Origin of the sequence: Streptomyces litmocidini (genome assembly GCF_014649755.1) — a bacterium.
GTDB lineage: Bacteria > Actinomycetota > Actinomycetes > Streptomycetales > Streptomycetaceae > Streptomyces > Streptomyces litmocidini.
In genome coordinates, this window is record NZ_BMTQ01000001.1 from 157,684 (window position 1) to 178,334 (window position 20,651).

General features: G+C 73.2%; 17 protein-coding genes. 10 read left to right on the plus strand and 7 right to left on the minus strand.

Annotation, left to right across the window (positions count from 1 at the left end; all coding sequences use genetic code 11):
- Positions 1 to 28 precede the first annotated feature (28 nt).
- Positions 29 to 1,231: an acetyl-CoA C-acetyltransferase gene (locus IE180_RS00655; RefSeq protein WP_190154748.1), complete on the minus strand. Its 1,203-nt coding sequence runs from the start codon at positions 1,229 to 1,231 to the stop codon at positions 29 to 31.
- 137 nt (positions 1,232 to 1,368) lie between these two features.
- Here IE180_RS00655 and mce point away from each other — a divergent pair, with 137 nt between their 5' ends.
- The 7 genes from mce (at position 1,369) to IE180_RS00690 (ending at position 11,852) form a co-directional block, all read left to right on the plus strand.
- Positions 1,369 to 1,821 carry a methylmalonyl-CoA epimerase gene (gene mce, locus IE180_RS00660; protein WP_190154749.1) on the plus strand — a complete coding sequence of 151 codons (453 nt, stop codon included), beginning with the start codon at positions 1,369 to 1,371 and terminating at the stop codon, positions 1,819 to 1,821.
- 185 nt (positions 1,822 to 2,006) lie between these two features.
- Entirely contained in the window at positions 2,007 to 6,797 is a 4,791-nt protein-coding gene (gene scy / locus IE180_RS00665) for a polarized growth protein Scy (RefSeq protein ID WP_190154750.1), read from the plus strand.
- 114 nt (positions 6,798 to 6,911) lie between these two features.
- Positions 6,912 to 7,847, plus strand: a complete 936-nt coding sequence (locus IE180_RS00670; protein WP_116158785.1) for a coiled-coil domain-containing protein — start codon at positions 6,912 to 6,914, stop codon at positions 7,845 to 7,847.
- 75 nt (positions 7,848 to 7,922) lie between these two features.
- Positions 7,923 to 8,891: an ABC transporter ATP-binding protein gene (locus tag IE180_RS00675; RefSeq protein WP_190154751.1), complete on the plus strand. Its 969-nt coding sequence runs from the start codon at positions 7,923 to 7,925 to the stop codon at positions 8,889 to 8,891.
- Positions 8,892 to 8,894: 3 nt separating this feature from the next.
- The gene (locus IE180_RS00680) at positions 8,895 to 9,674 is read left to right on the plus strand and encodes an ABC transporter permease (protein WP_190154752.1); all 780 of its coding nucleotides are present in this window, start codon (positions 8,895 to 8,897) and stop codon (positions 9,672 to 9,674) included.
- A gap of 121 nt (positions 9,675 to 9,795) precedes the next feature.
- Positions 9,796 to 11,022, plus strand: a complete 1,227-nt coding sequence (locus IE180_RS00685; protein ID WP_190154753.1) for an ABC transporter ATP-binding protein — start codon at positions 9,796 to 9,798, stop codon at positions 11,020 to 11,022.
- Positions 11,019 to 11,852, plus strand: a complete 834-nt coding sequence (locus IE180_RS00690) for an ABC transporter permease (RefSeq protein ID WP_190154754.1) — start codon at positions 11,019 to 11,021, stop codon at positions 11,850 to 11,852. Before IE180_RS00685 ends, IE180_RS00690 begins: the two co-directional genes overlap by 4 nt.
- A gap of 7 nt (positions 11,853 to 11,859) precedes the next feature.
- On the opposite strand, the gene IE180_RS00695 is transcribed toward IE180_RS00690, so the two are convergent.
- A complete protein-coding gene (locus IE180_RS00695; RefSeq protein ID WP_190154755.1) occupies positions 11,860 to 12,186 on the minus strand; it encodes an Rv1322 family protein in 327 nt (108 codons plus the stop codon).
- A 199-nt stretch (positions 12,187 to 12,385) separates the two neighbouring features.
- Between IE180_RS00695 and IE180_RS00700 the strand changes: the two genes are divergently transcribed.
- Positions 12,386 to 13,420, plus strand: coding sequence for an LLM class flavin-dependent oxidoreductase (locus tag IE180_RS00700; protein WP_190154756.1), 1,035 nt, complete (start codon positions 12,386 to 12,388; stop codon positions 13,418 to 13,420).
- 115 nt (positions 13,421 to 13,535) lie between these two features.
- Here IE180_RS00700 and IE180_RS00705 read toward each other — a convergent pair whose 3' ends face one another.
- A complete protein-coding gene (locus tag IE180_RS00705; protein ID WP_015036224.1) occupies positions 13,536 to 13,928 on the minus strand; it encodes an SCO5389 family protein in 393 nt (130 codons plus the stop codon).
- Between the two features lie 249 nt (positions 13,929 to 14,177).
- On the opposite strand from IE180_RS00705, the gene nucS reads away from it, so the two are divergent.
- Entirely contained in the window at positions 14,178 to 14,849 is a 672-nt protein-coding gene (gene nucS, locus IE180_RS00710; RefSeq protein ID WP_190154757.1) for an endonuclease NucS, read from the plus strand.
- 78 nt (positions 14,850 to 14,927) lie between these two features.
- On the opposite strand, the gene IE180_RS00715 is transcribed toward nucS, so the two are convergent.
- The 4 genes from IE180_RS00715 to IE180_RS00730 form a co-directional block, all read right to left on the minus strand.
- Positions 14,928 to 17,504, minus strand: coding sequence for an ATP-binding protein (locus IE180_RS00715; protein WP_190154758.1), 2,577 nt, complete (start codon positions 17,502 to 17,504; stop codon positions 14,928 to 14,930).
- A 218-nt stretch (positions 17,505 to 17,722) separates the two neighbouring features.
- Complete coding sequence (locus IE180_RS00720) at positions 17,723 to 18,046, minus strand: STAS domain-containing protein (protein WP_190154759.1); 324 nt, start codon at positions 18,044 to 18,046, stop codon at positions 17,723 to 17,725.
- Positions 18,047 to 18,172: 126 nt separating this feature from the next.
- A complete protein-coding gene (locus IE180_RS00725) occupies positions 18,173 to 19,021 on the minus strand; it encodes a 3-hydroxyacyl-CoA dehydrogenase family protein (protein ID WP_190154760.1) in 849 nt (282 codons plus the stop codon).
- 142 nt (positions 19,022 to 19,163) lie between these two features.
- Complete coding sequence (locus IE180_RS00730; RefSeq protein WP_190154761.1) at positions 19,164 to 19,799, minus strand: TetR/AcrR family transcriptional regulator; 636 nt, start codon at positions 19,797 to 19,799, stop codon at positions 19,164 to 19,166.
- Positions 19,800 to 19,870: 71 nt separating this feature from the next.
- Between IE180_RS00730 and IE180_RS00735 the strand changes: the two genes are divergently transcribed.
- Positions 19,871 to 20,647, plus strand: a complete 777-nt coding sequence (locus IE180_RS00735; protein ID WP_190154762.1) for an ABC transporter ATP-binding protein — start codon at positions 19,871 to 19,873, stop codon at positions 20,645 to 20,647.
- Positions 20,648 to 20,651: the final 4 nt, after the last annotated feature.

Here is a 20,651-nt window from a genome sequence, read left to right on the forward strand (position 1 = left end):
GGTGCCGCTCACTTGCCGGACACGCGGATTACTTGCCGGAGACGCGGACGATCAGCGCGTCGCCCTGACCGCCGCCGCCGCAGAGGGCCGCCGCGCCGATGCCGCCGCCGCGCCGCTTGAGCTCCAGGGCGAGGTGCAGCACGACACGGGCGCCGGACATGCCGATGGGGTGGCCCAGGGCGATCGCGCCACCGTTGACGTTCACCTTCTCGGGGGTAACGCCGAGGTCCTTCATCGACTGCACGGCGACCGCGGCGAAGGCCTCGTTGATCTCGATCAGGTCGAGGTCCTCGACGGCCAGGCCCTCCTTCTCGAGGGCGTGCAGGATCGCGTTGGACGGCTGCGACTGGAGCGAGTTGTCCGGGCCGGCCACGTTGCCGTGGGCGCCGATCTCGGCGATCCACTCCAGGCCCAGCTCCTCCGCCTTGGCCTTGCTCATCACGACGACCGCGGCGGCGCCGTCGGAGATCTGCGAGGAGGTGCCGGCGGTGATGGTGCCGTCCTTGGCGAAGGCCGGACGGAGCTTGCCGAGGGACTCGGCGGTGGTCTCCGCGCGGATGCCCTCGTCCTGGGAGAAGACGACCGGCTCGCCCTTGCGCTGCGGGATCTCGACCGGGGTGATCTCGGCCTCGAAGATGCCGTTCTTCTGGGCGGCGGCGGCGCGCTGGTGCGAGAGGGCGGCGAACTCGTCCTGCTCGGGGCGCTGGATGCCCAGGCGGGTGTTGTGCTTCTCCGTGGACTCGCCCATGGCGATGCCCTCGAAGGAGTCGGTGAGACCGTCGTACGCCATGGCGTCGAGCATCTCGATCGCGCCGTACTTGAAGCCCTCGCGGGACTTCGGCAGCAGGTGCGGGGCGTTGGTCATGGACTCCTGGCCGCCGGCGACGACGACGTCGAACTCGCCGGCGCGGATCAGCTGGTCGGCGAGCGCGATGGCGTCGAGACCCGACAGGCACACCTTGTTGATGGTGAGCGCGGGGACGTTCATCGGGATGCCGGCCTTGACGGCGGCCTGACGGGCGGGGATCTGGCCGGCGCCCGCCTGGAGCACCTGGCCCATGATCACGTACTGCACCTGGTCGCCGCCGATGCCGGCCCGGTCCAGGGCCGCCTTGATGGCGAAGCCGCCGAGGTCGGCGCCCGAGAAGGACTTGAGCGAGCCGAGCAGGCGCCCCATGGGCGTGCGGGCACCCGCGACGATCACTGAGGTGGTACCGGTCGTTCCAGACATGAGGCACGGCCCCTTGGGATGAGGAGTGAACGAGGGTTTACCGCCAATGTACTGAGCGGTGCGGCGGCCGGTCACCGGCCTGCCGGTGTGACGGCGCGCACGTTGCGTAACCACCCCGGCGGGGGTGCACTGGAGCCATGCTGACGCGTATCGACCACATCGGGATCGCCTGCTTCGACCTGGACAGGACCGTCGAGTTCTACCGTGCCACGTACGGCTTCGAGGTCTTCCACTCCGAGGTCAACGAGGAGCAGGGCGTCCGCGAGGCCATGCTCAAGATCAACTCCACCGACGACGGCGGGGCCTCCTACCTCCAGCTCCTGGAACCCACCCGGGAGGACTCCGCGGTGGGCAAGTGGCTCGCCAAGAACGGCGAGGGCGTGCACCACATCGCCTTCGGCACGGCCGACGTCGACGGGGACGCCGACGCCATCCGGGGCAAGGGCGTCCGGGTCCTCTACGACGAGCCGCGGATCGGCTCCATGGGCTCCCGGATCACCTTCCTGCACCCCAAGGACTGCCACGGCGTGCTCACGGAACTGGTCACCTCGGCGAAGCCGTCCGCTGACCACTCCTCAGCGGAGCACTGACCACCGGATTCCTGGCCCGGTAGAGTGGGCGGCTCCGGGCCGGGGCCGGTCGGGGCCGCTCCGTGCGACACCGAAGTCAGGATGTCGGGGTCGTCCGATCTGCCACGATTCCCCGGGGGTCCGTCCTCGGCCGTGAGGGCGTGCTCGTAGGAGTGTTGCGACCAGGGGACGGATGGGACCGCGCAGTGCGGGGCTACGAACGCCAGGAGAGCCACCGAGCTGAAGACGACCATCTCGCCAGGTTCGAAGCCGAGATGGACCGGCTGAAGACCGAACGCGAGAAGGCCGTCCAGCATGCCGAGGACCTGGGCTACCAGGTCGAGGTCTTGCGCGCCAAGCTCCACGAGGCGCGCCGCACCATCGCGTCCCGGCCCGCGTACGACAGCGCCGACATCGGCTACCAGGCCGAGCAGCTGCTGCGGAACGCGCAGGCGCAGGCCGAGCAGCTCCGCCAGGACGCCGAGCGCGAGCTGCGCGAGGCCCGCGCCCAGACCCAGCGCATCCTCCAGGAGCACGCCGAGCACCAGGCACGGCTCCAGGCCGAGCTGCACAACGAGGCCGTCCAGCGCCGCCAGCAGCTCGACCAGGAGCTCAACGAACGCCGGCAGACCGTCGAGGCGCACGTCAACGAGAACGTGGCCTGGGCCGAGCAGCTGCGCGCCCGCACGGAGTCCCAGGCCCGCCGCCTCCTCGACGAGTCCCGCGCGGAGGCCGAGCAGTCGCTCGCCGCCGCCCGGGCCGAGGCCACCCGGCTCGCCGAGGAGACCAGCCGCCGCGTCGGCGCCGAGGCGGAGTCCGCCCGGGCCGAGGCCGAAGCGATTCTGCTGCGCGCCCGCAAGGACGCCGAGCGGCTCCTGAGCGCCGCCTCCAGCCAGGCGCAGGAGGCCACCAGCCACGCCGAACAGCTCCGTTCGACCACCGCCGTCGAGACCGATCAGGCCCGTCGGCAGGCCACCGAACTCTCCCGCGCCGCCGAACAGCGCATGCAGGAGGCCGAGGAGAAGCTGCGACTCGCCCGCACCGAGGCCGAGAAGACCCTCACCGAGGCCAAGGAGGCCGCCGCCCGGCAGCTCGCCTCCGCCGAGTCGGTCAACGAGCAGCGCACCCGCACCGCCAAGACGGAGATCGCCCGGCTCGTCGGCGAGGCCACCAAGGAGGCCGAGGCCCTCAAGGCGGAGGCCGAGGAGAAGCTCCGCGAGGCCACCGCCGAGGCGGAGAAGCTCGTCACGGAGGCCACCGAGAAGGCCCTCGCGGCCGCCGCCGAGGACTCCGCAGCCGCGCTCGCCAAGGCCGCCCGCAGCGCCGAGGAGATCCTCACCAAGGCGTCCGAGGACGCCCGGGAGACCACCCGCAAGGCCGCAGAGGAGGCCGAGCGGGTCCGCCGCGAGGCCGAGGTCGAGGCGGACCGGCTGCGCGCCGAGGCCGGGGAGCAGGCCGACGAGCTGCTCGGCTCGGCGAAGGACGACACCAAGGAGTACCGCGCCAAGACGGTCGAGCTCCAGGAGGAGGCCCGCCGGCTGCGCGGCGAGGCCGAGCAGCTGCGCGCCGAGGCCGTCGACGAGGGCGAGCGGATCCGCGGCGAGGCCCGCCGCGAGGCCCTCCAGCAGATCGAGGAGGCGGCCAGGACCGCCGAGGAGCTCCTCACCAAGGCCCGTACGGACGCCGACGAACTGCGCGCCAAGGCCGGCGCCGAGAGCGAGCGGGCCAAGTCGGAGGCGATGGAGCGCGCCCAGACGCTCCGCGCCCAGGCCGAGGAGACCCTGGAGCGCACCCGCGCCGAGGCCGAGCGGCTGCGCGCCGAGGCCGAGGAGCAGGCCGAGTCGGTGAAGGGCGCGGCCGAGGAGGCCGCCGCCGGGCTGCGCGCCGACGCCGAGCGGGCCGCCGAGGCGCGTCGCGCGGAGGCCGCCGAGGAACTGGCCCGGCTGCACGCCGACGCCGAGGCGAAGGTCGCGGCCGCCGGCGAGGAGCTCACCGACGCGCGGGCCGAGGGCGAGCGGATCCGGCGCGAGGCCGCTGAGGAGACGGAGCGGCTGCGGACCGAGGCCGCCGAGCGGATCCGGTCCCTCCGGGAGCAGGCCGAGCAGGAGGCCGAGCGGCTGCGCGCCGAGGCCGCGTCGGACGCGTCCACCACCCGTACGGAGGCCGAGTCCGCCGCCGTACGGCTGCGCACGGAGGCTTCCGAGGAGGCCGAGCGGCTGCGTTCGGAGGCCCAGGAGACCGCCGACCGGGTGCGGGCCGAGGCCGCCGCCGCCGCCGAGCGGGTGGCCGCCGAGGCCGCCGAGGCCCTGGCCGCCGCGCAGGAGGAGGCCAACCGGCGCCGCCGGGAGGCCGAGGAGACCCTGGAATCGGCCCGCTCCGAGGCCGGCCGGGAGCGCGAGCACGCCCGCGCGCAGTCCGAGGAGCTCCTGGCCGCCGCCCGCAAGCGGGTCGAGGAGGCACAGGCCGAGGCGCAGCGCCTGGTCGAGGAGGCGGACGCGCGGGCGACCGAGATGGTCACCGCCGCCTCGCGAGCCGCCCAGGAGGTGCGGGACTCGGTGGCCGGGCTGCGCGAGCAGGCCGAGGAGGAGATCGCCGGGCTGCGCAGCGCCGCCGAGCACGCGGCGGAGCGGACGCGCACCGAGGCGCAGGAGGAGGCGGACCGGGTCCGCGCCGACGCGTACGAGGAGCGGGAGCGGGCGTCCGAGGACGCCGTCCGCACGCGGGCCCGTGCCCAGGAGGAGTCGGAGGCCGCGAAGGCGCTGGCGGAGCGGACGGTCACGGACGCGCTCGCCGAGGCGGAGAAGCTGCGGGCGGACACCGCCGAGTACGCGCAGCGGGTGCGGACCGAGGCGACGGACTCGCTCGCCTCGGCCGAGCAGGACGCGGCCCGCACGCGCGCGGACGCCCGGGAGGACGCGAACCGGATCCGTTCGGAGGCCGCCGAGCGCGCCGAGACGACGGTCGGCGAGGCGCGGGCGGAGGCCGAGCGGATCGCGGCCGAGGCGGAGCAGGTCCTCGACGAGGCCCGCAAGGCCGCCGACAAGCGCCGCTCGGACGCCGCCGAACAGGCCGACACCCTCGTCGGCGAAGCCACCGCCGAAGCCGAGCGGATCACGGCCGAGGCGGAGCAGGTCCTCGACGAGGCCCGCAAGGCCGCCGACAAGCGCCGTTCGGACGCCGCCGCACAGGCCGACACCCTCGTCGGCGAGGCGACGGCCGAGGCCGAGCGGATCGCGGCCGAGGCCGCCGAGCTGCGGGAGACGGCCGAGCGCGACGCCCAGCGGCTGCGCACGGAGGCCGAGCAGGTCAAGGCCGAGGGCGTGGCGCAGGCCGAGGCGCTGCGGGCCGAGGCCCGCGCCGAGGGCGACCGGATCCTGGACGAGGCCCGCAAGGCCGCCGACAAGCGCCGCTCGGACGCCGCCGAACAGGCCGACACCCTCGTCGGCGAGGCGACGGCCGAGGCCGAGCGGCTCACCGCCGAGGCCGTCGAGCTCATGGAGACGACCGAGCAGGACGCCGCGCGCATCCGTGCCGAGGCCGAGCAGGTCAAGGCCGACGGCGTGGCGCAGGCCGAGGCGCTGCGGGCCGAGGCCCGCGCCGAGGGCGACCGGATCCTCGACGAGGCCCGCAAGGCCGCCGACAAGCGCCGCTCGGACGCCGCCGAACAGGCCGACACCCTCGTCGGCGAAGCCACCGCCGAAGCCGAGCGGCTCACCGCCGAAGCCGTCGAGCTCATGGAGACGACCGAGCAGGACGCCGCGCGCATCCGTGCCGAGGCCGAGCAGGTCAAGGCCGACGGCGAGGCGCACGCCCAGGCCCTGCGCAACGCCGCGCTGGCCGATGCCGACCAGATCCTGGACGAGGCCCGCAAGGCCGCGGACAAGCGCCGTTCGGACGCCGCCGAGCAGGCCGACACCCTCGTCGGCGAGGCGACGGCCGAGGCCGAGCGGATCGTGAACGAGGCGGCCGAGCTGGCCGATTCGGTGGGCGCGGACGCCCGCGCCGAGGCGGACCGGACCGTCGCCGCGGCCTCGGAGGAGGCCGAGCGGCTGCGGGCCGAGGGCGCCGAGGCGATCGCCGAGGCCCTGCGGGACGCCGAGCGGATCCGTACCGAGTCCGAGCGGGTGAGGAGCGAGGCCGCGGCGGCGGGCGAGCAGATGCGCGCGGAGGCCCGCGAGGAGGCGGACCGGACCCTCGACGAGGCCCGGGAGGCCGGGGCCCGGAAGCGTGCGGACGCGGCCGAGCAGGCCGACCAGCTCATCGCCAAGGCCCAGGAGGAGGCGCTGCGCGCCACCACGGAGGCCGAGTCGCAGGCGGACACGATGGTCGGCGCGGCCCGCAAGGAGGCCGAGCGGATCGTCGCCGAGGCGACCGTCGAGGGCAACGCGCTGGTGGAGAAGGCCCGTACGGACGCGGACGAGCTCCTGGTCGGGACGCGCAGCGACGCGACGGCCATAAGGGAGCGGGCCGAGGAGCTGCGGAGCCGGATCGAGGCCGAGATCGAGGAGCTCCACGAGCGGGCGCGGCGCGAGTCGGCCGAACAGATGAAGACGGCCGGCGAGCGCGTCGACAAGCTGGTGAAGGCCGCGACCGAGCAGCGCGCCGAGGCGGAGGAGAAGGCGAAGGAACTCGTCTCGGAGGCGAGTTCGGAGGCCAGCAAGGTCCGGATCGCCGCGGTCCGCAAGGCGGACGCGCTCCTCAAGGAGGCCGCGCAGAAGAAGGCCTCGATCATCGCCGAGGCCGAGGCCCTGAAGGCGGAGGCCGAGCGGATCCGCGCGGAGGCCGAGGCCGAGGCGGAGAAGACGGTCCAGGAGGGGCAGCGCGAGCTGGAGGTGCTGACGCGTCGTCGCAAGGACATCAATGCCGAGATCTCCCGTGTCCAGGACGTGCTGGAGGCGTTGGAGTCTTTCGAGACGCCTTCGGCCGGAAAGGACGGGGTCAAGGCGGGTGCGTCGGCGGGTTCCACCCGGACGGGTGGCAAGGTCCAGGACGGCTAGCCACTCAAAAGGCTGGACATTCTCCAGATCAAACGGGCATACGCTCGATGACACGCCGCTTCGGCCCCTAGGATTCCCTCTAACACCTCACCGGTCTCATTCGACAGGAACCCCATGAGCGACACTTCCTCCCCCTTCGGCTTCGAGCTCGTGCGGCGCGGTTACGACCGCGGTCAGGTGGACGACCGCATTACCAAGCTCGTGGCCGACCGCGACAGTGCCCTGTCCCGCATCACCTCGCTGGAGAAGCGCATCGAGGAGCTCCACCTCGAGACGCAGAACGCCCAGGCGCAGGTCACCGACGCCGAGCCGTCGTACGCGGGGCTCGGTGCCCGGGTCGAGAAGATCCTCCGGCTGGCCGAGGAGGAGGCGAAGGACCTGCGTGAGGAGGCCCGTCGCGCCGCCGAGCAGCACCGCGAGCTGGCCGAGTCGGCCGCCCAGCAGGTGCGCAACGACGCGGAGTCGTTCGCGGCCGAGCGCAAGGCGAAGGCCGAGGACGAGGGCGTCCGGATCGTCGAGAAGGCGCAGGGCGAGGCCAACTCGCTGCGTGCCGAGGCCCAGAAGGACGCGCAGTCGAAGCGCGAGGAGGCGGACGCCCTCTTCGAGGAGACCCGCGCCAAGGCCGCCCAGGCCGCCGCGGACTTCGAGACGAACCTGGCGAAGCGCCGCGAGCAGTCGGAGCGGGACCTGGCCTCGCGTCAGGCGAAGGCCGAGAAGCGCCTCGCGGAGATCGAGCACCGCGCCGAGCAGCTCCGCCTGGAGGCCGAGAAGCTGCGGACGGACGCGGAGCGCCGGGCCCGTCAGACGGTGGAGACCGCGCAGCGCCAGGCCGAGGACATCGTGGCCGACGCGAACGCCAAGGCCGACCGGATCCGTTCGGAATCGGAGCGCGAGCTCGCGGCGCTGACGAACCGCCGCGACTCGATCAACGCGCAGCTGACCAACGTCCGCGAGATGCTGGCGACGCTGACCGGTGCCGCGGTGGCGGCGGCCGGCTCCCCGATCGACGACGAGCGCACGGCCGGCGTCCCGGCCCAGCAGTCGCGGTAACCGGCCCGAGGCACGTACCGGAACCCCCCGTCACTCCGGTGGCGGGGGGTTTTGCGCACCCTTAGCTTGGGACGCATGATCGAGATCGAGGACCTGACCAAGCGCTACGGAACGAAGACGGCGGTCGACCACCTGTCCTTCCAGGTCCGTCCCGGCGTGGTCACCGGCTTCCTCGGGCCGAACGGGGCGGGCAAGTCGACGACGATGCGGATGATGCTCGACCTGGACAACCCGACGAGCGGGACGGTCCGGATCGACGGCAGGCACTACCGGGACCTGGCGGAGCCGCTGAAGTACATCGGGGCGCTGCTCGACGCCAAGGCGATGCACGGCGGCCGTTCCGCCTACAACAACCTGCTGTGCCTGGCGCAGTCCAACCGCATCCCGGCGAGCCGGGTGGGCGAGGTGCTGGACCTGGTGGGTCTGACGGCGGTCGCGAAGAAGAAGTCGAAGGGTTTCTCCCTCGGCATGGGGCAGCGGCTCGGGATCGCGTCGGCGCTCCTCGGCGATCCCGAGATCCTGATGTTCGACGAACCCGTCAATGGTCTGGACCCCGAGGGAATTCACTGGATCCGCAATCTGATGAAGGCGTTGGCGGCCGAGGGCCGGACGATCTTCGTCTCCAGCCACCTGATGAGCGAAATGGCGCTGACGGCGGATCACCTGATCGTGATCGGGCAGGGAAAACTGCTGGCCGACACCTCGATGGCGGATTTCATCCAGCAGAATTCCCGGAGTTATGTGCGGATGCGCTCTCCGCAGCAGGAACGCCTGCGGGACGTGCTCCACGCGAACGGGTTCGTCGTGGTCGAGGCCGGCGGCGGAGCCCTGGAGGTGGACGGGGCGACGACGGAGAAGCTGGGCGAGCTGGCCGCGGAGAGCGGCCTGGTGCTGCACGAGCTGAGCGCGCAGCGCGCCTCCCTCGAAGAGGCGTTCATGCAGATGACGGCCGCCGCGGTGGAGTACCACGCGCAGGGCACCGATGTTCACAGCGGCGCCGCGGCGCCCGGCCCCCGCTGGGGCACGACCTCCGAGGGAGCCTGAACGATGGCAGTGGCATCCGCGGTACTGCAGTCCGAGTGGACCAAGATCCGGACGGTGTCGTCGACCGTCTGGACGCTGGCGAGCGCCCTGTTCGTCACGGTGGCGATGGGCGCGGCGCTGTGCGCCCTGACGAACGCCACCTTCGACGACATGAGGGAGGCCGAGAGGCTCACCTTCGACCCGACTCTGATCAGCTTCTCGGGGATGATCCTGGGGCAGCTGGCGATGGTGGTCTTCGGCGTCCTGGTGGTGGGGACCGAGTACTCCTCCGGCATGATCCGCACCTCGCTGGCCGCCGTGCCGCAGCGCGCGACCTTCCTCTTCTCGAAGATCGCGGTCGCGGGCGGGCTCGCGCTCCTGGTGGGTCTCGCGACGAGCTTCCTCGCCTTCTTCCTGGGGCAGGCGCTGCTCGGCGGGCACCGGACCTCCATCGGGGACGACGGCGTGCTGCGGGCGGTGGTCGGCGGCGGGCTCTACATGGGCCTGATGGCGGTCTTCTCCATGGGCGTGGCGGCGATGCTGCGCTCGTCGATGCTCTCGCTCGGCATCCTCGTGCCGTTCTTCTTCCTGGTCTCGCAGATCCTCTCGGCCGTGCCGAAGGCCAAGGAGGTGGCGCTCTACTTCCCCGACCAGGCCGGCTCGAAGGTCATGCGGGTCGTCCCGGACGCGATGAACTCGGAGGAGGCCCCGTACGGACCGTGGGGCGGGCTCGGGATCATGGTGCTCTGGGTGGCGGCCTCGCTCGTCGGCGGCTATCTGGTGATGAAGAAGCGGGACGCCTGATTCCTCGCGCTTGGCCGGAACCGTCAACGGCTGGATAAGCTCCTAGCTCATACGGGGGGCTCCGGCCGACGGCCGCCACGCCCCGACATGGATGCGACCGACCTGTCGATGGGGCTGGAGAATGATCGAGGCAGTCGGCCTGACGAAGCGCTACGGCGCCAAGACGGCCGTGTACAACCTTTCCTTCCAGGTGAGGCCCGGTGTCGTCACCGGCTTCCTGGGGCCCAACGGGTCCGGCAAGTCGACGACCATGCGCATGATCCTGGGGCTCGACCGGCCCACCGCGGGTCACGTCACGATCGGCGGCCACCCCTTCCGGCGGCTGCCGAACGCGCCCCGGCAGGTCGGCGCGCTCCTCGACGCCAAGGCCGTGCACGGCGGCCGCAGCGCGCGCAGCCATCTGCTGTCGCTCGCCCAGCTGGCCGGCATCCCGGCGCAGCGCGTCGACGAGGTCCTCGGCGTGGTCGGCCTCCAGGACGTCGCCAAGCGGCGCTCGAAGGGCTTCTCGCTGGGCATGGGCCAGCGGCTGGGCATCGCGGCGGCGCTCCTGGGCGACCCGCAGGTGCTGCTCTTCGACGAGCCCGTCAACGGCCTGGACCCCGAGGGCATCCTCTGGGTGCGGAACCTGATGAAGAAGCTGGCCGCCGAGGGCCGCACGGTCTTCGTCTCCAGCCACCTCATGAGCGAGATGGCGCTGACGGCCGACCACCTGATCGTGATCGGCCGGGGGCAGCTGCTCGCGGACATGCCCGTCAAGGACTTCATCTCGGCGAACTCCGCCGACTTCGCCCGGGTGCGGACGCCGGGGGCCGAGCCGGCGCAGCGGGAGAAGCTGACGTCGGTGCTCGTGGAGGCCGGCGGCCAGGTGCTGTCGGAGCCGGACGGGGCGCTGCGCGTGACGGGCCTGCCGCTGCCGCGGATCAGCGACCTCGCGCACGACGCGGACGTACGGCTCTGGGAGCTGTCCCCGCACCAGGCCTCCCTCGAGGAGGCGTACATGCGGCTGACGCAGGGCGCCGTGGACTACCGCTCCACCGACGACCGCCTCGCCCACCTCCAGCCGCCGGCGCAGCCCGGGCAGCCGGGGTACGGGACGCCGCCGCAGCCGCCGGTCCAGGACGTGCCGCAGCAGGGCTGGTACGCCCCGCCGCCGCCCGGACAGAGCCCGTACGGCGCGGCTCCGCAGGCCCCCGGACAGAACCCGTACGGCGCGGCTCCGCAGGCCCCCGCGCAGAACCCGTACGCCGGGGCCCCGCAGGCTCCCGCGCCGGGTCCGTACGCCCCTCCGGCCGCCCCGCAGCCGGGTCTCCCGCAGCCGAGCGACGACACCTCGAAGGACGTCCGATGACCGCCCCCGCCCACCACCACGCCCAGGCCCCGCACGCCTACGTCTCCCCCATCCCGGTCCGCGCCGCGCACCTCGGTGACGCGCTCGCCTCCGAGTGGACGAAGATCCGCTCGGTGCGTTCGACCATGTGGACGCTGGGTGTGATGATCCTGCTGATGTTCGCCATCGGCCTGGGCGTCGCGGCCCTCGCGTCGGCCTCGGAGGCCCCGCTGGGCGAGGAGTCCGCGCTCGGCTTCGGCTTCTTCGGGATGCTGCCGGCGTCGATCTGCGTGATCACGCTGGGCGTCCTGACGATCGCCTCCGAGTACGGCACGGGCATGATCCGGACGACCCTGACGGCCTGCCCGAGCCGGGCCCGGGTGCTCACGGCGAAGGCGATCGTCTTCTTCCTGCTGGTCTTCACGCTCACCACCGTCGTCACGGCGCTCGTGGCGGCGGCGCAGGTCGCCATGGTGGACGCGGCCGAGCCGACGGGCGCCGAATGGCTGCGGGCGACCGTGGGGGCGGCCGCCTACCTGGCGACGCTCGGGCTGCTCTCGATGGCGGTCGGCACGCTCATCCGGCACTCGGCGGGCGCGATCACCGTGATGATCGGTCTGCTGCTGCTGCCGCTGGTGGCGGCCATGTTCATGTTCTCCCAGTCGCTGAAGTCGGTGCAGGAGTTCCTGTTCACCTACGCGATCCCCTCACAGATGATCTCGCTCTACAGCGAGACCCCGCCGTTCGGGGAGTCGGGTCCGGCGGGCTGGGAGCCGCTGCTGATCATGGCGGCGATCGCGGCGGCGGCTCTGGGCGGCGCGTACGCCCTGCTGAACAGCCGGGACGTCTAGGGTCCGTTCAGTACCTCGGCGCGTTGCGGGACCGCTGCACCTTGCTGGTGCGGCGGTCCTTCGCGTTCCAGCAGGCCTTGTGCCAGTGGCGGCGGTCGTCCACCCCGCCGTACTCCGGCCAGGCGACCAGGTGCGGGGCGCCGGACGGGATCTCCTGGTCGCAGCCCGGGCAGCGGTAGCGCTTGCCGGGCGCGCTCGCCCCGGCGACGAGCCGGACGTACCACTCCTCGCCCTGCCAGGCCTCGGTGCGCTGCACACCGCCGTACCGGTCGCCGTGATCGCCCTGCTGCACGGGCTTCTCGCCGCCTCGGGAGCGGTTGTGACGCGGGGACACGGGCACACCTCACGGGGGTCTGGGAACACGGACCGTTCTCCCAAGCCTACGGGCCGCCACGCGGTGCCCCGGGCCCCGTCCGGGAGGGCTTAGCCGAAAATCGCAAGAACTTCATGAACGGCCGTTGCCTTTGGCACGTGTCAGACGTTGGTGCCAGTGCGAGGGGAGATACGCGTCGGCCGCAAGGAGGCAGAAGGCGATGCGCGTGGGTACGTTCGTTCTGGCAGCCCAGTTCCCGGGGCAGGGCCAGGGGGAGGCACTGCACCGGGCGGTGCGGACCGCCGAGGTGGCGGAGGAGGCGGGCCTCGACTCCGCCTGGCTGGCCGAGCACCACTTCGTGCCGTACGGGGTCTGTCCCTCGGCCGTGACGCTGGCCGCGCTGGTCCTCGGCCGCACCCGGCGGCTCCGGGTCGGTACGGCGGTGAGCGTGCTGCCGACCGTCCACCCGGTCGCCCTCGGCGAGCAGGCGGCGCTGCTGCACCTCACCTCGGGCGGCCGGTTCACCCTGGGGGTGGGCCGGGGCGGACCCTGGGTGGACCTGGAGGTCTTCGGCGCGGGGCTCCCGGCGTACGAGAAGGGGTTCCCCGAATCGCTCGACCTGCTGCTGCGCTGGCTCACCGAGCCGCGCGTCGGCGCCGAGGGGGAACGATTCGCTTTCCGCGAGGTGCCCGTGGTGCCCCGCCCCGACGAGCTGATCGGCGGCGCGGCCGCCCCCGAGGTGGTGGTGGCGTGCACCTCGCCGAAGAGCGTGCGGCTCGCGGCGGAGCGCGGACTGCCGATGCTGCTCGGCATGCACTGCGGCGACGAGGACAAGGCCGAGATGGTCGCGGCCTGGGCGCGGTGCGCCCGGGAGGCCGGGCGGGACCCGGACGAGATCGCGCGGATCGGCGCCGGCCACGTCTCGGCGGGGGTGGCCCAGCTCGCGGACCGGGGCGCGGACGCGGCGGAGGCGCTCGTCAAGGCGATGCCGGGCTGGCTGAGGCAGGGGCTCGACGCGCATGTGACGGTGGACGGCCGCCACCGGGCGATGCGGGACCCCGTGGCGTACACGGAGCTGCTGTGCGGACTGCACCCGGTGGGCACGCCCCGGCTGGCGGCGGACCGGCTCGCGGCGACCGCGGAGCGCACGGGCATCACCCGCTTCGCCCTCCTCGCGGAGGGCTCGGGCGACCTCGCGGCGACCGAGGAGAACGTCCGGCGCCTGGGCGCGGAGGTCCTGCCGCTCCTGGTGTGAGGCCCCTCGCGGGAGCGGTGCCGACTGTGCTGCCGCTTCCGCGCCCCTCGGCGGCGATGCGCGTCGGCTCGCATCGATCGCGTTCTCCCGCGGTGCGGAGCGGCAGCACCATGTCTCAGCAGTCGCGCAGTTCCGGCGACTGGTTCAGCAGCTGTCCCCGTACGGAAGTGAAACGGGCGAGCCGCTCGTCCACCGACGGGTCCAGCGGGAAGACCGCCACGCGGTGGCAGTTCTGGAAGGCGAGACGCACCCCGAAGTGCCGCTGCAGCGCACCACGAATGGCATCGCTCGCGAGCGCGCGCAGCAGCTGACCACGTGCCTGCTCATTCGGCGGCGGCGTCTGGTTGTCGGCGAACTCTCCGCCGTCGACCTTCAGCTGTGCCACCAGAGAACTGATCATCTCCCATGCGTAGGGCAGGGAGGTCCGGACGCAGTCGACGAAGTCGGCTTCGTCGACCTCGCCTCGCTCGGCCTGTTCCAACAGGGCCGGTGAGACGTCGAGCGACATGGGTTCTCCTCTCGCGACCCCGCGGACGGGGCCTTGCGGGCAGGGGCGAAGGCCGGCCGTGCGCCACGCAGCGTGCACGGACGACGACCTCCAGCTTCCACGGTAAGCGCGCGGTCCGGGCGACACCAGAAGAATGGGCGCACAACCGGCTGATAACCGACGGGTGTTCGGCTCACGACGGCCCCCGCTCCCCTTCGGGGCGATGCCCGAATCGCGCGGAAGAGCACCCGTCTTGTAGCGTTGCCGACCATGCGTCTCGTCATTGCCCGTTGTTCCGTGGACTACGCGGGCCGGCTCACCGCCCACCTGCCCTCCGCACCCCGTCTGATCCTGGTCAAGGCAGACGGCAGCGTCTCCGTCCACGCGGACGACCGGGCGTACAAACCGCTCAACTGGATGTCCCCGCCGTGCACCCTGAAGGAAGGGGCCGACGGCGAGGCGGGCATCTGGACCGTGATCAACAAAGCGGGCGAGAAACTGATCATCACGATGGAGGAGATCCTCCACGACTCCTCGCACGAACTGGGCGTCGACCCGGGCCTCATCAAGGACGGCGTCGAGGCTCACCTCCAGGAGTTGCTCGCCGACCGCATCGAGACCCTGGGCGAGGGCTACACCCTGATCCGCCGCGAGTACCCGACCGCGATCGGCCCCGTGGACATCCTGTGCCGGGACGCCGACGGCGCGACGGTCGCGGTGGAGATCAAGCGGCGCGGCGAGATCGACGGCGTCGAGCAGCTGACCCGCTACCTGGAGCTGCTCAACCGCGACCCGCACCTCGCCCCGGTGAAGGGCGTCTTCGCCGCCCAGGAGATCAAGCCGCAGGCGCGGGTCCTGGCGACGGACCGCGGGATCGGCTGCGTGGTCCTCGACTACGACGCGCTGCGCGGCATCGAGGACGACAAGCTGCGGCTTTTCTGACCGCGGCGGGAGTACGAGCACGGGGACGGCCCCGGGTGCGGTGAGCGCGCCCGGGGCCGTCGTCGTTGGCGTACGGGATCAGGCCGGCGAGTCCGTGGCAGCGGAGGTTTCGGAGGCGGAGGGGGCGCCGAGGGTGGTGGTCTCGCCGGTCGCGGGGGACGAGGTCGGCGCCGTCGGCGTGGCCGTGCTCGGCTCCGGCGAGGTCGTCGGCGAGGAGGTGCTCGGCTTCGGCGTGCTCGACGTGGGCCTCGGGGAGGAGCTCGTCGGGCGCGGCGGCCGGGTGGTCGTGTTCGGGCTCGTGGGCGCGGTCGTCGAGGGGGCCGTGGTGGCCGTCGGGCTGTCCGAGGACGACGGGGTGCCGGAGGTGCTGGGGGTGCCCGAGACCGTGGGGTCCGGCGACGCGCTCGCGGAGCCCGACGGGCTCGGGGAGTCCGAGCGGGTCGCCTCGCCCGTCTCCGTCGGGTCGGCCTCGCCGTCGGCCGGCTGGTCCTCGCCGTCGAGGCCGTCGTCGGTGCCGGTCTCGCTCGTGGTGCTGTCGGAGGTGACGCGGTCGGTGGCGGGGTTCTCGCCGTTGCCCGAGGTGGCGCCGAGGGTGACGACGGTGCCGAGGACCGCGACGAGGAGCGCGCCCGCGCCGACGGCGACGAGGTTGCGGCGGGCGCCGCCGAGGATGCCGCCCTTGAGGCCGGGGCGGCGGCCGTCGGTGTCGGGGTGGGTGAGGACCGTCGGGGCCTCGTCGGCGAAGTCGGGGAACGCGGGGACCGGGGCCGCCGCCGGGGGCCGGGCGGGTCCGCCCGGCAGGGGGGCCGTGACGGGCTCCGGTCTCGCGGGGCGGGCGGCGGGGCCGCGCAGGGCGGGGGTGCCGCGCGGCGGGGAGAGGGGCTCCTCGGCGCGCGGGGCGACCGCGGCGGCGTGCTCCCCGGAGAGGTCGGAGACGAGGGCGAGCGCCCGGCGGCCGGCGACGGTGCCGCGCTTGTCGGCGAGCGCCCCGCGCATGCCGATGGAGGCCTCCAGCTCGGCGCGGGCGCGTTCCAGGTTTCCGGCGCAGATCGCGAGGACGCCGAGTTCGTGGTGGAAGTAGGCCTCTTCGGCGACGTCTCCGGTGAGGCGGGCGGCTTCCTGGCCGGCGCGCAGGGCGCGTTCCCAGGCGCCCCAGTGCAGTCCGGCGGCGAAGGCGGGTGCGGCGGCGCGGGCGAGGAGGACGGCGGTGGCGCGGTGTTCGGCGGCGGATTCGCCGGTGCCGGGGACCAGCGCGGTGAGGGCGGCGAGCAGCGCGTCGGCCTCGGCGGCGGCCCGTTCGGGGGTGACGGAGGGGTGGGCGGCCCACCAGGCGTAGTGCTGGGCGAGGGTGTGGGCGCGGTCGGTGGCCCCGTGGTCGTAGCCGTGGGCGAGGAGCTGGGTGAGGACGCCGGCGGCGAGCCGGTAGCGGGGGCCGGCCGGGGAGAGCAGTCCGCAGGCCATGAGTTCGCCGAGGGCGGCGTCGGCGTGGGTGTCGCCGACGAGGGCGGGGAGGTGGGCCTGGTGCGGGACCTCGCCGCCGAGGGCGACGGCGAAGCGCAGGGCGGACTGGGCGGCGCGGCTGAGGCGGGAGGCGAGGAGGGCGGCGGGGGCGGCGCCTTCGCCGAGGCTGGGCAGCGGTACGTCGCGCAGTTCGACGTCGGGGTCGTCGATGCCGTCGAAGGCGGCGGCGGCTGCGGCGGCAGCGGCCGTGGGGTCGGTGGGTCCGAAGGCTTCTTCGAGGGCGCCGAAGGCGTCGAACTCGGCGGGGGTGACGCGCAGCCGGTCGCGCTGCCGGAGGAGGGCGCCGGCCTGGACGAAGCGGAGCGGGAGGCCTTCGGACTCGAACCACAGGTCGCCGGCCCAGTTGGCCTCCTCCTCGGTGAGGGTGCGGCCGGCGGCGGTCTCCAGGAGTTCGAGGGCGGCGGCGCGGCCGAGGCCGGCGAGGAGGACCTCCTCGACGTGGGCGTCGGCCGAGGGGGCGGGGGTCTCGGGGCCGGCGGCGAGGAGGAAGGCGCACTCGGGGGCGGCGGCGAGGAGCTCGTCGAGGGCGGCGCCGCCGAACTCCAGGTCGTCGACGACGACCACGGCGCCGACGTCCCGGAGCCGGTCGAGCAGGGCGGCCCGGTCGGGGCGCTGGTCGGGGGCGTACCGGACGGCCGCGAAGAGCTCGTGGAGGAGTTCGGTGGGCGTGCGGTGGCGGCCGGAGAGGCGGACGACCCCGTCGGGGGCGAGGTCGGCGCAGTCGGCGGCGACGGCGTCGAGGAGGGCGGTGCGGCCGGAGCCGGGGACGCCGAGGAGGCGGGCGCAGCGGCCCTGGCGGAGGATGCCGGTGAGCCGCTCGCGCTCCTCCTGGCGTTCGAGGAGGGGCAGCTCGGGTGCGGGAGGGCCGGGCGGGAGGGGCGGGGCGACGGCGCGGGCGGCCTCGGCGCGCTCCTCGGGGGTGCGGGGGCGGGGGGCCGCCGGTTCCTGCCCGGGCGGGCAGGGTTCGATCTCGCTGCCGTCGACGGGGTTGACGGTGAGGAGCAGTTCGCCGGAGACGAGCCGGACGACGCGGGCGCGCGCGGGCGTCGGCGCGGGCATGCCACGGCCCTGCCGGGCCTCCTCGCCCTCGGTGTCGTGACCGTACTCCTCCGACCCAGGGTTGATCGGGTCCATGGTCCTAGCCCCCAAGAAGCGGTGTCCGGTGCCCGCCGGTGGGTCCGCCCCATGTGCAGGCGGGTCCGTCAATGTGCGGGCGACCGAACCCTAGACCGTGGTCAGCGGCTCGGGAACAGCCGGGGTGCTCCCGAGACCAAGACGTCACGGTCTTGTGAGGATTGGGCGTGACGCCTGGTTCGCGCGGCTGCTTCACGGACGGCGGGGCCGGGAGCGGATCACATGCGGGGAAGGGACTCCAGGGCGAGGCCGCCCTCGATGGCGAGGATGCGGTGGAGCCGGGTGGCGACGAGGAGTCGCTGCATCTGGGGCGGGACCCCGCGCAGGACGAGGCGTCGGCCGCAGCGGCCGGCCCGCCGGTGGGCGCCCATGATGACGCCGAGCCCGGTGGCGTCCCAGGAGTCGAGGCCGGTCAGGTCGAGCACCAGGTCGCCGACTCCGTCGTCGACGGCCGAGTGCAGGACCGTACGGGCGTCCGCCGCGCTGCGGACGTCGAGGCGGCCCCCGACGACCAGCTCGACGTGGTCGCCCCTGATGTGCATATGCGCTCCCCGAGAGTGCTCCGTCTTCGCAACAACTGACTGCCGCACCGGCAGATACGTTGCGCCTTGTCAGCGAACCGATGCCGAAATTCACCCCACGGAGTGAGGCGGGGTGGTGGGTGGGGCTCAGTACTTGTAGAAGCCCTGCCCGCTCTTGCGGCCGATGTCACCCGCGTCCACCATCCGGCGCATCAGCTCCGGCGGCGCGAACTTCTCGTCCTGGGACTCGGTGTAGATGTTGTTGGCGGCGTTCACCAGGATGTCGATGCCGGTGAGGTCGGCGGTGGCGAGCGGGCCCATGGCGTGGCCGAAGCCGAGCCTGCAGGCGATGTCGATGTCCTCGGCGGTGGCGACGCCCGACTCGTGGAGCTTGGCGGCCTCGACGACGAGGGCCGAGATGAGGCGGGTGGTGACGAAGCCGGCGACGTCGCGGTTGACGACGATGCAGGTCTTGCCGACGGACTCGGCGAACGCGCGGGCGGTGGCGAGGGTCTCGTCGCTCGTCTTGTAGCCGCGGACCAGCTCGACGAGCTGCATCATCGGCACGGGCGAGAAGAAGTGGACGCCGACGACGGCCTCGGGGCGCTCGGTCACCGCGGCGATCTTGGTGATCGGGATCGCGGAGGTGTTGGAGGCGAGGACGGCACCGTCCTTGACGATCTTGTCGAGCGAGCGGAAGATCTCGTGCTTGACGTCGAGGTTCTCGAAGACGGCCTCGACGACGACGTCCGCGTCGGCGACGGCGTCGAGCTCGGTGGTGGCGGTGATCCGGCCGAGCGCGGCCTCGGCGTCCGCGGCGGTGAGCTTGCCCTTGGCGACGAACTTGTCGTACGACGCCTTGATGCCGTCGGTGCCGCGGGTCAGGGCGGCGTCGGTGACGTCACGCAGGACGACGTCCCAGCCCGCCTGTGCGGAGACCTGCGCGATGCCGGACCCCATGAGTCCGGCCCCGATGACGGCGAGCTTCCTGGCCACGATGTTCCACCCCTTTAACGCCTGTTCACTTCTGGCTCTCCGGCGGAGATTAGCGGTCGCGGGGCGTCATGTGACCGTGAAGTAATGCGCGTCACGCCGTCTTTGACGGACGTCACACTCGCGACAGGCCCGGGGAGGCCCCTCAGGCCCGTACGGCGTACGTCAGGACCTTCTCGCTCAGCAGCTCCTCGATCTCGTCGAGGAGGACGAGGGCCTCCCGGGAGACGGTGGTCGCCTTGCGTCCGGCGGTCATCCCGTCGCTGACGAACTGGACGACGGCGTCCTGGATCCAGGCGATCTGGCCGCCCACGAGCAGGGGCATCGGGTCGTCGGGCCCGGTGCCGACCTCCTCGCGCAGGGCGGCGACGGTGGTCCGGCGGACCTCCTGCTGGAGGACCATGAGCCGGGCCTGGAGGGTGGGGGCCTCGTCGATCACCCGCATGAAGTCGGCGTAGCCGTCCATCAGTCCGTAGGCGGGCGAGACGGCGGTGACGTGGCCGCGGATCTCGCGGAGCACGGCCTGGGCGGCGGACTCCCCCGCGTCGCGGCCGCGGATCATCCGGGCGAGGCGGTGGACGACGCCCTCCATCCGGTCGAGGAAGAGGTCTTCCTTGGCCGGGAAGTAGTTGTAGACGGTGTTGACGGAGACGTCGGCGGCCTCCGCGATCTCCGCCACCGTCACGGCCTGGAAGCCGCGTTCCAGGAAGAGTCCGGTCGCGATGTCCGAGATCCGCTGTTTCGTCTGACGCTTCTTGCGCTCCCTGAGCCCTTCACCCATGCCGCCATCCTAGGCGGCCTAAAATTTTGGTGGCATTGCAAATTTTCAGTGACTCTGTTTTTGTAGTCGCCATGGCAATCATCAGCACGTCCGGGCTGTCCCGGACCTTCCGGACGAAACAGGGCGAGGTGCACGCGGTCCGCGGCATCGACCTCACGGTGCGGGCGGGCGAGATCCTCGGTTTCCTCGGACCCAACGGCGCCGGCAAGTCCACGACCCTGCGGATGCTCAGCACCCTGCTGCCGCCCACCGGCGGCGCCGCCACCGTCTGCGGCCACGACCTGCTGCGGGACCCCGTCGCGGTACGGCGGAAGATCGGGTACGTCGCCCAGGGCGGCGGCGTCGACCCGCAGGAGACCGTCCGCTCCGAACTGGTCACCCAGGGCAGGCTCTACGGCCTTCCCCGGCCCGAGGCCACGGCCCGCGCCGCCGCACTCGCCCGCGACCTCGACCTCACCGAGCTCCTCGACCGGAGCACCGCCGCGCTCTCCGGCGGCCAGCGACGCCGGCTCGACCTCGCGCTCGGCCTGACCCACCGCCCCGCGCTGCTCTTCCTCGACGAGCCGACCACCGGCCTCGACCCGGGCAGCCGGGCCGCCCTGTGGGCGCTCGTCCGGCGACTGCGCGACGACCACGGCACCACCGTCGTCCTCACCACCCACCACCTCGACGAGGCGGACGCCCTCGCCGAACGGCTCGTGATCATCGACGGGGGCGCCGTCGCCGCCGAGGGCTCCCCCGCCGCGCTCAAGGCCGAGCACGGCGCGGACACCCTCCAGGACGCCTTCCTCGCCATCACCGGGCGCGGCCCCGCGCCCGTCGACACCACGCCCGTCGCCGTCCAGTAGCCGT